General features: G+C 40.8%; 13 protein-coding genes and 2 CRISPR repeat arrays (1 of these 15 only partly in view). Of the genes, 7 read left to right on the top strand and 6 right to left on the bottom strand.

The window, feature by feature from the left end; translation table 11 throughout:
• Positions 1-24: 24 nt before the first annotated feature.
• The 6 genes from ACE1CI_RS14555 to ACE1CI_RS14530 all read right to left on the bottom strand — a co-directional run bounded on the left by ACE1CI_RS14555 (position 25) and on the right by ACE1CI_RS14530 (position 2,648).
• Entirely contained in the window at positions 25-657 is a 633-nt protein-coding gene (locus ACE1CI_RS14555) for an MT-A70 family methyltransferase (RefSeq protein ID WP_413261663.1), read from the bottom strand.
• 49 nt (positions 658-706) lie between these two features.
• On the bottom strand, positions 707-886 hold the full coding sequence (locus ACE1CI_RS14550; protein ID WP_413261664.1) for a hypothetical protein: 180 nt from the start codon (positions 884-886) through the stop codon (positions 707-709).
• 62 nt (positions 887-948) lie between these two features.
• A complete protein-coding gene (locus ACE1CI_RS14545) occupies positions 949-1,113 on the bottom strand; it encodes a hypothetical protein (protein ID WP_413261665.1) in 165 nt (54 codons plus the stop codon).
• A 40-nt stretch (positions 1,114-1,153) separates the two neighbouring features.
• On the bottom strand, positions 1,154-1,558 hold the full coding sequence (locus ACE1CI_RS14540) for a DUF7694 domain-containing protein (RefSeq protein WP_413261666.1): 405 nt from the start codon (positions 1,556-1,558) through the stop codon (positions 1,154-1,156).
• Positions 1,559-1,617: 59 nt separating this feature from the next.
• Complete coding sequence (locus ACE1CI_RS14535) at positions 1,618-2,031, bottom strand: hypothetical protein (RefSeq protein WP_413261667.1); 414 nt, start codon at positions 2,029-2,031, stop codon at positions 1,618-1,620.
• A gap of 416 nt (positions 2,032-2,447) precedes the next feature.
• The gene (locus tag ACE1CI_RS14530; RefSeq protein WP_413261668.1) at positions 2,448-2,648 is read right to left on the bottom strand and encodes a hypothetical protein; all 201 of its coding nucleotides are present in this window, start codon (positions 2,646-2,648) and stop codon (positions 2,448-2,450) included.
• Between the two features lie 69 nt (positions 2,649-2,717).
• Positions 2,718-4,114: direct repeats of the CRISPR family, unit length 36 nt; unit sequence GTGATCAACGCCTGATGGCATCTAAGGTTTAGGAAT.
• A 479-nt stretch (positions 4,115-4,593) separates the two neighbouring features.
• Here ACE1CI_RS14530 and cas6 point away from each other — a divergent pair.
• From cas6 to cas2, 7 genes are all read left to right on the top strand, one after another.
• Positions 4,594-5,259, top strand: coding sequence for a type I-MYXAN CRISPR-associated protein Cas6/Cmx6 (gene cas6 / locus ACE1CI_RS14525; protein WP_496615476.1), 666 nt, complete (start codon positions 4,594-4,596; stop codon positions 5,257-5,259).
• Positions 5,252-7,675 carry a CRISPR-associated helicase Cas3' gene (gene cas3, locus ACE1CI_RS14520; protein WP_413261670.1) on the top strand — a complete coding sequence of 808 codons (2,424 nt, stop codon included), beginning with the start codon at positions 5,252-5,254 and terminating at the stop codon, positions 7,673-7,675. The genes cas6 and cas3 overlap by 8 nt, the downstream gene beginning before the upstream one ends.
• Before the next feature lie 126 nt (positions 7,676-7,801).
• Positions 7,802-9,436, top strand: a complete 1,635-nt coding sequence (gene cas8a1, locus ACE1CI_RS14515) for a type I-MYXAN CRISPR-associated Cas8a1/Cmx1 (RefSeq protein ID WP_413261671.1) — start codon at positions 7,802-7,804, stop codon at positions 9,434-9,436.
• A gap of 59 nt (positions 9,437-9,495) precedes the next feature.
• Entirely contained in the window at positions 9,496-10,413 is a 918-nt protein-coding gene (gene cas7i, locus ACE1CI_RS14510) for a type I-B CRISPR-associated protein Cas7/Cst2/DevR (RefSeq protein WP_413261672.1), read from the top strand.
• A 67-nt stretch (positions 10,414-10,480) separates the two neighbouring features.
• Positions 10,481-11,074, top strand: coding sequence for a type I-MYXAN CRISPR-associated protein Cas5/Cmx5/DevS (gene cas5 / locus ACE1CI_RS14505; RefSeq protein WP_413261673.1), 594 nt, complete (start codon positions 10,481-10,483; stop codon positions 11,072-11,074).
• A 320-nt stretch (positions 11,075-11,394) separates the two neighbouring features.
• Positions 11,395-13,083 (top strand): type I-MYXAN CRISPR-associated endonuclease Cas1, encoded by a 1,689-nt coding sequence (cas1, locus tag ACE1CI_RS14500; RefSeq protein ID WP_413261674.1) that lies wholly within the window; start codon positions 11,395-11,397, stop codon positions 13,081-13,083.
• A 9-nt stretch (positions 13,084-13,092) separates the two neighbouring features.
• Positions 13,093-13,386, top strand: coding sequence for a CRISPR-associated endonuclease Cas2 (cas2, locus tag ACE1CI_RS14495; RefSeq protein WP_413261675.1), 294 nt, complete (start codon positions 13,093-13,095; stop codon positions 13,384-13,386).
• A gap of 261 nt (positions 13,387-13,647) precedes the next feature.
• Positions 13,648-14,282: a CRISPR direct-repeat array (repeat unit 36 nt; unit sequence ATTTAATAACCTTTGATGCCATTAGGCGTTGATCAC); it runs 4,194 nt beyond the window's last position.

Genomic DNA, 14,282 nt, shown 5'->3' with positions numbered 1-14,282 from the left:
ACATCAAAACCTAAAAGCGAAGCGTCAATTAACTTCAGCCCCCCAAACTTGCCAGCCTGGACGCTGCTGACGCGCAAACAATTCAATCTTTTCACCATCAAGATATGAAGCTAATCTATTTGCGATCGCCCAAAATTCATCAGGTTTTCGTGAATGCCCAGAGCGAGGTGCAAAAATCACATTTGGGATATCAGTCAATCCGTGAGTCGTGAAACTACCTGGATTTCCTTTGGTAGCAACTAAAAAATGCTCAGTCGCATTGCGCCCATAATGCCCAATGCCTATATGTGGGTGTGGATTTTCCTCGGTAGATTTTTTCGTCACTTTTACCCAAGTAAAGATTGCCTTGTAGTCAAAACCCCATTTTTCCAAACACCGGAAACCTAAAGGTAAATGGTTGTTCGTGACCCACAGAAGCAAGTAAGAATCAGATGCAGCGATCGCACCGATCGGCAACTTCAAAATAGCCTCATCACTCATATTCGGATATGGGCAGCGCCCCCGATGTGTTGAATCAAATTCCCGTAAGTTAAACTGCCAAGGTGGATCGGCAACTATTAGCTTGTAGTCAGTTCCTTGAATTGGTGGCAAGCCTGGGATTAGTTCAAGCTCGATCGATAATTTCAATTGACCAATTTTGTCGTCTGGTTTGTACATAATTCACCCAAAAAAAAATGTGGTGGGAATTGCACCCACCAAATAATCTTTAATCCAACAAAAATTTGAAAACGATAACACCAGTAATCAACCCAGATATTACACCTGTGACTACACCAATTTTGATGGCTTCTATAGTTAATCGCTGGTAATTACGATTCAACTCTTTGATTTGATATCTCAATATCTCTTGCTGGTAATTATCAATCAAAAAATCTTTGTCTTCCATTTTGACTCAAATTGAAACACCAACTTCTTAAAGCGAACGCATGATTTTCAATTATCTTCTAATTACCAGGATTCTCTAATTGCATCAATTCGACAACAAGCGTCATCAAATGCTTCATCTTCAGTTGAGAAGCCACTTACAGTTTGTCCGTTGATAGTCCAGCTAAAAGTTCCATCATCACATTGAGTAACTGTGATTAAATTACCGTAGTAGTTAAGTTCAGTCATTTTGATTATCTCCGTAGATTTCATTCAAAAAGCAAGACTTTTATTTAGTCCAACCAGCATTTAACCCAAAAGGCAGTTTGAAACCAACTGGCAGAACCCACAAATGATACGCATTCATGTCATCGGTGAGTTCTGTTGTTGGGGGATAAACTTCAACGGCAAGGCGATCGCTTCCCATCAATTCATTTTTAATTTGCTGCAAAGTAGCCCAATGGTCGTTAATTTTTTTGCCATTATGTTGAGTAATCATCAAATGTTCAACAAGTCCCCATTCTGTCTGACGATGAAAGAACATGACACGGAATTGATTGTTATAGCAAAATCGTTGACAGTTGGGAACTGGGAAATTAAGACTCGTAGCTTCTACTTTTTTGGCTTCAATTTCCTGCGGTGAAATCCAAACCCATTGATTAGTTTTGGCAAAGCCTTTGTTGAATGCTTTCATTTTATGGAAACAGAATAAATTTGAAGACGTTGGCAGAAAAGCCAACATCCAGTCTTCAATTAACGTTTGTTAGAGCGTCTGTAAGGCAGAACTGAGCGAATCTTATAAAATGATTGTTCACCCATTCCTTTGATTTCCCAGAGTTTATAATCTGGCGTTTGTTGGACTTTGCGATCGGAATCTAATCCATTTCTGCAAAGTAAGTTTTTGATTCGATCGCCCAGGCTGTCTAATTTGGTGTTAGCTACATTGATTGGTGTTGGTACTGGTTGTTCGGGATTCACAAAAACCACACTGGCAACACCATCAAGATGATGATAAATGTGCTGAATTTTCTTTTTAGCTTGAGAGCTATGTTTAAACAATTTAGCTGCATTCAAATCAGTTGACCAACTTTTTCCAGTCCACCAAACAATACTTGATTGCTTGGCAACACAAATTGCATAGTGCATATTATCTGCGAAATTTAACATGAAGAATCAACTTTTAAAAGCGACAGCATTGGTTGATAATCCAGGCTATCAACTTGCTACGCATAGCCGCAGATTTAACCATTTTGATTTGCTGTTGTGGAGTTTGAGCTAAGAAAACACAAACTCGTAAATCATTAGTATATTAGCAGAGTTTAACCGTGAATTTGCAGAAATTAACTTATCTAAAACTCAGCGTTTTCAATCAAACGTAACTTCAATAGATTGAATATAAATCAAATGAGATGTGAACAAAATTGCGCTATTCAAATAACAGATTTTGCTATTTTGCTATTATCAAATTAGTGGAAAATAGCATCAGCGATCGCACAGAAAAGCACGTATCGAGTAGCCTGTGCGGATCGGTGATTTGTGGCTACTTGGAAAGGAAGCGATCGCTGGAATATTTTTACTTTAAGTTACTGTTGAACTAAGATGGTTGCTACTGGAGCATTAGTGGGTAAGCCTCTAAAAGAAAAATGGATAACATCGATAACTTGATGAATTCCTTCGGGAACTTGAATTTTTTCACCAACACTAGGAACTCTAGAAAAAGTTTCTATCCCGGCTGGGTGGTTTCCATTAGGCGTTGATACATGAACCATAACTTGAACAGTCATAAGTAATTCTAAAACCAGTAAAATTTTCAAACATTGTCTTTATTCTTCCATCTCAGTGCTGCTTAATCAGTGATCAACGCCTGATGGCATCTAAGGTTTAGGAATTGATTGGTCAATCAACATCGGCTTGGCTAATCCAGTGATCAACGCCTGATGGCATCTAAGGTTTAGGAATATGGGAACTATAGAGGAAGCGACACCCGAATCCGATCGGTGATCAACGCCTGATGGCATCTAAGGTTTAGGAATTGTAACAGTGAAAAAAATTGAAGGTAAATTCTACCGTGATCAACGCCTGATGGCATCTAAGGTTTAGGAATCAAGCATTAACGGGAACCAGCACGGGACAACAGGGTGATCAACGCCTGATGGCATCTAAGGTTTAGGAATTAAAGCTTGGCAGTATTCTGAGAAAGTTGCCTATTGTGATCAACGCCTGATGGCATCTAAGGTTTAGGAATAATTAATTCTGTGTCCAAATACATTTCAGCATCATAGTGATCAACGCCTGATGGCATCTAAGGTTTAGGAATTGTAAACGTTAGCGAATTTGTGAAGTTGTTTACTCTCCGTGATCAACGCCTGATGGCATCTAAGGTTTAGGAATTAACCAGTTCATCCCTACTCAAAACCTGCTAGACAAGTGATCAACGCCTGATGGCATCTAAGGTTTAGGAATAATGTTACATCCCAGGCCAGTGCAGCTTTCTATGTGTGATCAACGCCTGATGGCATCTAAGGTTTAGGAATTATATCGATTAGCACGCCGAATACCATGCTCAATGTGATCAACGCCTGATGGCATCTAAGGTTTAGGAATAACTTTTTTATTTCCTCCCCCAACTGCTCAACATTGTGATCAACGCCTGATGGCATCTAAGGTTTAGGAATTTCTCCTTCGGTGGCTATCCAAAAGTCGGCGTAGTGATCAACGCCTGATGGCATCTAAGGTTTAGGAATTATTTGAATTGCCGTTTAATGGTAGCTGGCACTTATAGTGATCAACGCCTGATGGCATCTAAGGTTTAGGAATGATTGGGGCTAGAGGACTGACCAGACATGGCGACCGTGATCAACGCCTGATGGCATCTAAGGTTTAGGAATAACCAGTATCAATCACAAGTTTTAGTACAGTTCCTTGTGATCAACGCCTGATGGCATCTAAGGTTTAGGAATAACCGGAGCTAAACACACAGCAAAAGCAGCTGTAACGTGATCAACGCCTGATGGCATCTAAGGTTTAGGAATATCGGCAAGCAAGAGCATATTTAAAAAGTTCGCGCTGTGATCAACGCCTGATGGCATCTAAGGTTTAGGAATTCACCTCGGTTAGGCAATGTTCCTAAAACTTGCCAACCGTGATCAACGCCTGATGGCATCTAAGGTTTAGGAATTACTGCCGTCACCAAATACTATCCCATGCCTTAATCGTGATCAACGCCTGATGGCATCTAAGGTTTAGGAATAGCGATCGCTGAAACTGTTACCAGACAACGACTTGTACTCAATTCTACAAGCACCTGACTATAGAAAGCAATAAAGTAGGTGAATATAGCTAAAAAAGGAGATTTGAAGTAATTACGCCGTGCCTGTAATGCTTGCCTAATCTAGTACTGAGCGATTTTGCAAGCACCTCCTAACCTGCCATAAACGCTGAAATGCCCACTTCTCAAGAATTCTAGGCTATGGGATGCCTAATTGCCTTCCAACAAACAGAGGTGCTTGCATTTTTACTATTTTATTTCACAAAAACACTTGTCAAACATACTGTTAAATGTGCTAGTGTTGATTTACCTGAGACTCCCTGTTGGAGTTGTTCAATCTGCATTTTGGAAGAAAAATTAAGCAAAGTAGGGGAGTACAAGCTACAACTATCTTGTATCTCCTAAATCGATGACACCCATTGGTGCTGCGGATCTCACTTTTAACTTGAGGTTAATATAATATGTCTGCATTTTGTAAATTAGCAAAGTTAGCTGAACTAGAGGAATTGCTAGCAGCTGACCCATTGGTACAAGTTGAATTTCCCTTGATAGTGGGAGATAGGCTTAGTTCGTTGCACAGTTACCCCCTCTACTCAGCGTTGAAATCGTTAGAACCTTGGCTAGAAGAATGTCCTACAGTCCTGATTAACTCGATCGCAGGAGTATTGCTGCACAACAAGCAAATCGAAACGCACTGCAACTCACAACTCCAACTAAGAGTGCCGATTTCTAGAACCAGCCGTCTTTATGCTTTAGCGGGAAAGCGGTTGAGTGTAGGCCAGGGGTCAATTGCTCTACAACCCCCGACAATTAGACCTTTAATTTCTAAGAAAAACCTTCGCTCTCGGTTCGTCACAATTAAATTGCGGGATTACCAAGGGTCAAATCCACCACCAGATTTATTTTTGGCAGCAGCTAATCGTCAGTTACAAGGAATGGGTGTGCGAGGTGAACTTTCTTTAATCTTGCGTCGAGGTGAACCGAAGCGACAAGTCATCAAAATTAAAGGCAAGTTTATTACAGGTTTTGCAGTTGAGGTGAAAGGACTTTCTGAAGAAGATTCCTTAAAACTGCAACAGTTTGGATTAGGTGGTCGGAAAACAATGGGAGGTGGTTGGTTTGAATAGAAATGTGCTTTTGGCTAAGTCCATTACCGAAGAGTACAGCGAAGCTGATTTATGGGCAATGCGATTACCTGGACATCTGGAACAGGGAATATTAGCAGCGAACGAATTAGAAGCGATCGCACCCGTAATTTGCGACGTTCTTAAACTAGACTGTACTCCTTCGGAACTAATTACTGCTGTCAAGTTGGCAATTTGGCTGCACGATTGGGGCAAAGTAAATATAGATTTTTTATCGCTAGTAGAGAAGAAGTCTAAAAAATCTTTGCTGAAGATGTTGAGAATTTATGAACCTCTTCCTTGCATAGAAAAACAAGCAATCCGTCATGAATTACTCAGTTGTATTCTAGTGCGATCGCCAAAGGTTCTACAATGGCTAGAACCTTACGCTAAATTTCTGCCACTTGCACTACTGGCTGTATTGGGGCATCATTTAAAAGTAAGAAATTCTGACTATTTCAACTTAGAAATAGGTATTACCCTAAAAGTATTTACTCAAGCTAAAGATTTTGAAGAAGTTTTGAAGCTAGGAGTTAAACATTTAGGGTTAAGTGAAACCTTACCAAAGCTTCCGCAAGAATATAAGGAAGAGCAGTTAAAACAGGGAATTTGCCAGTTTAAAGAGTGGGCTAACCAAGTCGATCTCAAATGCCAGAATGATTTCGATAAACTACGGAAAATTGCTACTGTCAAAGCGTTAACGATGGCTTGCGATCTAGCAGCATCAGCACTCTTGGAGAAGCACCGGGGAAAACTTAACTACACCCAATGGATTCGAGAAGCCCTCAGCGAAACAATGACAGTAGAAATTTGTCAGGAGGTGATTGAAAGTAAATTAGGCGATCGCCAATTATTAGACTTCCAAAAAAATGCAGCAAAATCAAATGCTAGAGTAGTTATTGTGGTTGCCGGATGTGGTGCAGGTAAATCTTTAATTGCTTATGCTCGATTAAATGAGTTAGCAATTAATGGTTTAAAAGCCAAGCTGTTTTTCTGCTACCCGACTACATCCACTACAACTCAAGGATTCATAGATTATGCAGCTAACAAAGTTGAAAATGCTTTGTTAGAACACAGCCGAAAGTGGGTAGATGAACAGCTGCGAGGATTCAGTGAAATCTATGATGATGATAAGGAAGGAGAAGAAGAGCGATTCCAAACTCGCGCCGAAGCATTGCGAATTTGGCATAGTAAATTAATCTACTGTACTGCCCACACTGTTCTGGGATTACTGCAAAACTATCGTAAAGGACTCTACGGTTTCCCTGCAATTGTTCAAGGCTTCTTTGTTTTCGATGAGATTCACGCTTACCCACCAGAATTATTTGGCACACTGCTGGAATTTTTGCGAATTTTCCGCAATTCTCATATTGTATTAATGACAGCTTCGTTACCTCCTTCTCGGAAAGAAGCGATCGAAGCCGCATTAGCTAAAAACGATGGTGAAAAACCAGAGATTATCTTTGGCCCTCCTGAGATAGAAAAGCTGAATCGTTATCGGTTGCACGCTGTTTCGAGTGAAGGGGAGGAGTTGTGGGAAAAAGCGATCGCAGAACTCCAACAAGGTGGCAAAGTTCTTTGGGTAACAAATGAAGTTTATGATTGCCAAAGACTGTATACAGAAGCTAAACAGCGATTCGCAAGTGCGGGATTAAAAATTACTCCAATTTGTTTTCATTCCAGATTTCGCTATCAGGATTCCATACATCAACAAAATGAATTGGTAGAAGCATTTAGAAATGATGAACCAGCCTTTGCTGTAACAACTCAAATTGCTGAAATGTCCCTAGATATTAGCTGCACATTATTGATATCAGCAATTGCTCCTCTTTGGGCATTAATTCAAAGGTTAGGAAGGCTAAATCGTTGGGTTGATGTTATTAAAGACGAGTACAAACTAAAAACAGGTAGAGTTTGCCATGCTCTAATTTATCAACGAGAACGAGATAGACTAACGCCATACGATCGCCGTCGAGAAGACATTCTTGGCATAGAATTATCCAAACAGTTGTTACAAGAATACGCAGGTCAAGAAATTAATCAACTCTTACTTGCCGAATCTATGGAAAAAATGCAGATTATTCCATCTGAATCTGTAGCAGTTACATGGTTGCAAACTTGGCTGACTCAACAAGGAGAATTGATGCCACCTGGATACACAATTCAAGTAATTCTTGAATCTGACGTTCCCAAAATTTTTAAGACAGTCAAAGAGCAATCCAATGTAAAACTATCCCAACAAGCTCAAAAATGGGCTGTTTCCGTCAGAAGTCCGAAAAATATTGAAAAGTGGCAACGTGAAAAAGCTTTCAAGTTTTACCGAGTTGCACTTACTGAAGATATCCATTATCATTCAGAAATAGGAGCTTATGAAACAAGGCATCAAGATTTAGTAGATATTTACGGGCATCAACCTTAAATTTGGCAGACCTTTGACGCTAACAAGCGTTGACCACTCTACAGCCATCAACCATAAACTTGAACAACCTTTGCTATCTAACCTTTGACATCTGTAAGATGTTGCTCCCTTAAATTTGTAACGAAAGTGAATATCACCATCAATCTTGGGGATTTACCCACAGCTTTGCATCAAGCTGGACTGGCTGGATTATATCTGGCGCTGTCTAAATTGCAACAATTTAACGGTCAACTATTTAGCTGGAAACTTGAAAAACATTCCGTTACTTTACAAGGTAACTGTTTGGATCAAGAAGTGCTGGAGTGGCTTTTAAGCCATACCTATCAACTCGACTCTGAAGGATTAATTAAAATTCCCATTCTTGGTAATTTAACCCGTGATGAACGAGTTAACTTTCATCAAGGAATGACTGGAACCTTAATTTTTCATCCTTTAGTAATTAAGTCTTCAAGAGGAATAGTAACTGCAACAGTTGAAATTGACGAAAAAGTTCTAGAGTTTAAATACAAAGCTCTTGATTATTATCCACATCAAGATTTAACTTCGCTTAAAGCTTTTGACAAGAAAGGGAATTTTAAACCTTCTATCAAGATTGCAGGTTGGCTTTATCCTGGTGGTAGCGAATTGCACGTTGCTTTGAGCGGAAAAACTAAACTAGAAGAACCTCCAGAAGGGATTATTGCTCTGGCTTTTGCGCCTATTGTTTGCAGCTATTACAAAATTCGATCGCGCTTAAAGCAGGATAAATATCTCTGGGCTTTGGTAATTCCAGAAGTGGAAGATTTAGAGCAATTTACTCAAAATAAACTAGAAGCAGGTTCTCAAACAGTTAGATTCGATGACTACTACGCTTCGGGTTTATCGGATGCTTCTTTAAGAGAATTGACAAGATTAGCAGGGGAAAAAGCGATCGGTTCGCTGACCGTGAAAGCTTGTGAAGTTTGGGCTTTTGGTTCTCGTCCTTGGTCAAAACAGATTGTAATTACTGCCAAACAACGGATTGAAATTAATCAAAATCTGAGAAAGCTTTATTGGCTTTGCGATCGCTATCTCAAAGGAGGAATCAAAGTTGGCAAAAATGGTACATTTATTACTGTCTCATTCGGTCGAGAAATTGCTACAGAAAGCTTGACAAAAGGACAAGCTTGGTATGCGAATTTATACCAGGTTTTATGCCTATCATCCAACTATTACGATGCTTTACTTTACGAAAAGAGGTTATTACGAGAAATGAAAGAAGTCACAATTGAGAATGGTTATGTTTCCCCGAATGCCACATTATTTTGTGATGGTATTACTTGGATTTATAAACAACTTTGCTATCAGGCATTCTCCAGCACTTCCGGGAAGCCTAATTACGATCGAGTGCGCCAAGAATTGCAGATGTCGATCCGATCGGTAAAAACTAAAGAGCAATTTGTTCGTTGGCTAACCGAATTGGTGAGTAAACCTGTAAATCGCAATAATCCATTTTGGCAAGACACAGATTTAGGTGAATTTCATCAATGGGCGGTTAAAAATTGGGAAGAATGTTTAAGTTTAGCAGCTTTGGCAATTTTGACTTACAAAAATCCTTGGAAAGTTGAACGAACTCGCAAAATTTTACTAGCAAAGGATCTAACACCACCAAAAGATGAGCAAAAGTTTCAATTAAGCGAATCGGAAAATAATAGTGAAGAGTCAGATAATTTTACGGATGAAGATGAAGAAGATGAGGGAGAAGACTTAACCCAAGTTGCGCCAATGTCTACAGACATTTAATAGAATTCAACCTGTGACTCATTTTGAGTATTTTGTCAATTTACTTAAAGGATTGAAAAATGACTTACCATTTGTTTGCTAACTTAATTACTGCTCAAGGTGTTGCTGCCAATAATCGCGGAGAAACTGAAGGGAATCGGACAACATTACCTAAAGTTTTTTGGAATGGACAACTGCACGTTTCTGTATCCGCTGAAGCAATTCGCTGGGCTATTCGTTATTTCTGGCAAAATGAGGGATTAGATGTTAACCGCCTTTGGGATGAATCAAATCAAACTAATGAATTTCAAGACCCAAAATTTAATGCTGAAACTTATATTGATGACGATGTTTTGGGTTATATGATTGCGCGTGCTGGTGCTGGTGGTGATGTTCAAAAACGCCGAGGTGCTTTAGAAGTGACTCGTGCTGTTAGTTTGGAATCTGCTGATAAAATTCAGATTACTTTCAATTCTAAAAGTGGTGACAAAGGCAAGAAAGGCAAAAAAGACGAAGATTCGGAACGTGCCCGTACTTCGATTTATAGTACCGAAACTATCACCACTCGTTTTCAGTGGGGATTAGCAATTACTCCGCAACGTTTAGTTGTACCAGATCGCGTTATTTCGGTTGTGGAATCTGTTACCAAAATCTCCAATGTAGGCGGAAATCACGCTCGTTTTTTGTATGATTTTTCACCAGAATCAGTAGTTTTTCGATGGACTCATCACCCAGTTCCGCAGTTTCTTAATTGCTTCCGAGTTAATGATGAGGATATTCTTTCAGCTACTAAAATGGTGCAATTATTAGAAGTTGAAGAAATTCCGGCTGACGAAATTTGGATTTTTGGCGGATACGCCTTTACAGAGGAAGCTAAAGCTTTAGCCCAATTGGGCTGTCACGTTTATCCAAGTTTGCGGAAAGGCACAAAAGCATTACTCGATCGAATTCGCCAGGATTTGAATTTACCTGTTAGTTCGGAGCGAAAAGTAAGTTAAAACTCAAAAAACCTTTGAACGCCTTTAGGCGTTATTTATGAAAGATGGAATTAATTTGAGGTTAAGTATGATTTTCTTACAAATTTCTGCTCCGTTTGCTAGCTTTAAACACTCTTATTCGCGGGAATATGGCGATACTTATTCTCTGCCCACTCCAGCAACAATTTATGGTTGTTTGCTATCTTTAGTGGGTGAAACTAATTTGCAAGTTCATCGAGGAGTTAAGTTAGCGATCGCACTTTTATCCGAACCTCAAGTTGCAACAGTGTTAAGAACTGTACGGCGGATGAAAAGTAAAGATATCAACGCTCGTGAAAATTCTAGACCAGACTATCAATCAATTCTGTGTGGATTAGATATCGTTGTAGGGATAGATTCGACTCAAGAATCAGGTAATTTAGAAGCAAGAGTGCGCCAAGCTTTGTTGCACCCAGATACTATTGATCGATTTGGCGGCTGGAGTTTAGGGGAAAGCCGTGATTTGATTGATGATGTGCGGATTTTGCCTAATTTACCTTCAGCTGCGAGATGGTTAGTTAAAGACGATCGAGGTAGATATAATCTGCCCTTAGTCGTTGATTATTTGGGAAGTAAGGAAACTCAGAAGCAAAAGTTTTGTTTAGGCGATTTTTGTGAAGAAGCTTTTTGTGTGATTCCTTAGCGATAATTGGGCGATTGAAATCGCCGCTACATAAACAAAGTCCGCCTACGCGGGCTAAAGGGTAACGGTGGTATTAGTTGACAAGCATCTCTCGTTGTTTCGGCGTGAGTACTTTCTAAACCTTTGATGCCTTTAGGCGTTGATCACACTGAAGTTGCAGTCGCTCCTATTGGGCTTAGCGCGGCTTCTGACACCTTTGATGCCCGTAGGCGTTGATCACACCGAGGTCGCAGTTGCTCCCATTGGATTGTCTGCTGCGCTTCTGAAACCTGTGATGCCTGAAGGCGTAAAAATTTACAACCCTTACAGACATCATTGCCATGCAAACTTTAGAGGATATCAAATTAAATCAACAGGATACAATTCGTGTTTCTGCCCTCCACGCTCTTGCCTATTGTCCGCGACTTTTCTATTTAGAAGAAGTCGAAGAACTTTACACCCAAGATGCAGCTGTTTTTGCTGGTCGCAGACTGCACGTTGAAATTGAAAAACAGGAGGATGAAGAGTGGTTAGACCTATTTCTGGAAAGTGAAGAATTAGGATTACGGGGTCGAGTTGATGCCCTTCGCACTCGTGATGGAGAAACTATTCCTTATGAACATAAACGAGGTCGCTGTCACCGTGATGATAACAATCAACCGCAAGCTTGGGAAAGCGATCGCATCCAAATCCTAGCCTACGCTTGTCTGCTGGAATCAGCTTTAGGCATCACCATCAAGGAAGGCAGAATTCGTTATCACGCCGATAATGTACTAGTTCACGTTCCTTTGGATGATGCCGGACGAACCGCAGTCAAAGACGCGATTCAAAAAGCGCGATCGCTCAAGGAATCGATACATCGTCCTCCGGTGCATAATAACGAAAGATTATGCGCTCGTTGTTCTCTGGCTCCAGTTTGTTTACCAGAAGAAGCACGATTAGCTCACGATCGCGAATGGCAACCAATTCGCTTATTTCCCAAAGATGACGAACGGCAGGTACTTCATGTTTTAGAACCAGGGACAATGGTTGGTCGCACCGGAGAACAACTTAAAATCAGCCGTCGCGTTCGCGTAGCGTCTTTGCAGGAGAATCGACCAGTGGAAACCTACCCAGTTCGTCAGGTGGGACAAGTCGTGCTGCACAGCTTCGCGCAAATCTCTACCCAAGCGTTGCATTTTTGTGCTGATTCTGGGATTGGAGTACACCTGATTTCTGGCGGTGGGCGCTATCTCGGTAGTTTTGATACTAGAGTTGGCAGTATTCAGCGTCGGATTCGTCAATACCAGGCTTTGAGTAATTCTGATACTTGTTTGCAACTGGCACGAACGCTGGTTACTTGTCGCGGACAAGGGCAGCGTAAATTTTTAATGCGTGGGGCTAGGGGTATCAAGGAAATGCCAGAGAAACTGGAAAAAGCGATCGCCCAAATGCAACGGATACTCAAACAAGTACCAAAAGCTCAGTCGTTGGAATCACTTTTAGGACTCGAAGGTAATTTGGCAGCATTGTATTTTGGTGCTTTGCCTAATTTAATTTCTCAGACAGTTCCAAAAGAATTACACTTTGATGGTCGGAATCGTCGCCCACCGCTCGATCGATTCAACGCTTTGTTGAGTTTTGGCTATGCCTTACTGATCAAAGATGTAATGAACGCGATTCTAACAGTTGGCTTAGAACCAGCATTAGGTTTTTACCATCAACCCCGTTCCCAAGCTGCACCTTTAGCACTGGATTTGATGGAAATCTTTCGGGTGCCATTGGTGGATATGACGATCGTTGCTTCGATTAATCGTGGACAATGGGATGTCCAAGCTGATTTTGATGCCCGCAAGCATCAAGTTTGGTTAAGTGACTCAGGGCGGCGCAAACTAGTTAGTTTATATGAAACCCGAAAAGAGGAGAGTTGGAAACATCCTGTAACTGGGTATTCCCTAACCTACCGCCGTCTGTTGGAACTGGAAGTCCGGCTATTAGAGAAGGAATGGATGGGTGAGGGTGGTTTATTTGGTCAGTTAGTGTTGCGCTGAGGTGAGCAAATGCCTGAAGCAAAAAACTGGTATTTGGTTGCTTATGATATCCGCTGCTCTAAACGCTGGCGCAAAGCTTACAAACTGTTGCAGGGATATGGGGAACGGCTGCAATACTCTATCTTCCGTTGTTGGTTGACTCAGCGCGATCGCGAAAAGTTACGCTGGGAATTAGAGCAAATTTTAGCCGCAGAAGATGCGCTGCTGCTACTTCGACTCTGCAACCGCTGTGTTGAGGGTGTGCAAATGTACAACCGTCCTGGTGCATGGCCTCTGCAAGAAGAAACCTATCATATTGTCTGATGCAAGCATCTGTGGCTGTGAAAGCAATGACAATTGTTTTCATGCCTCGAAACCCTTATCACCATTTGGTTAGAGCTTTTTTGAAGTTAAAGGAGGTGCTTGCAAAATGCTAGACTCTAGGCTAGATAAGCTTTTTGGAAGTAGTACATCACTAATTGGTCAAGGATTTTAGCCAAATTTAGCTGCTTTATTGCTTATTGCCGAGAGGTGCTTGTAAAATTAGTGAGCAGCGCCTGTCCTATAATAGTTTCAGCCGCCGCTATTTAATAACCTTTGATGCCATTAGGCGTTGATCACAACACGAAGACAATGAGGAGGAAGACGAATTTTGAATTTAATAACCTTTGATGCCATTAGGCGTTGATCACAATCCTGCGCCTGTTTGGGGGTGGGTTATCCAGTCGATTTAATAACCTTTGATGCCATTAGGCGTTGATCACACAAAATCAGCCGCATTGGTGATCAGGCTTGAGCAATTTAATAACCTTTGATGCCATTAGGCGTTGATCACTAGCCCAAAATTCTAATACTGGCGACAATGCAGATATTTAATAACCTTTGATGCCATTAGGCGTTGATCACAACTCAAGAAACTTAAGCAGGGTTTTAAACCCAATAACATTTAATAACCTTTGATGCCATTAGGCGTTGATCACAGCATTTACAGCTAGTAAAAAGAGTAGTCCCAGACATTTAATAACCTTTGATGCCATTAGGCGTTGATCACATATCTCGCTGTTTCTACTAGTCCGTGTTCTTACTAATTTAATAACCTTTGATGCCATTAGGCGTTGATCACGGACAGTTTCAGTGATGAAGCTATTCTGTGATGATGATTTAATAACCTTTGATGCCATTAGGCGTTGATCACAAATTATCAGATTGACTTAATATTT

The sequence above is a fragment of the Floridaenema flaviceps BLCC-F50 genome (assembly GCF_041929275.2).
GTDB classification, from domain to species: domain Bacteria; phylum Cyanobacteriota; class Cyanobacteriia; order Cyanobacteriales; family Aerosakkonemataceae; genus Floridanema; species Floridanema flaviceps.
Note: the sequence above shows the minus strand (reverse complement) of the source record. Positions and strands in the feature narration are given on the sequence as shown.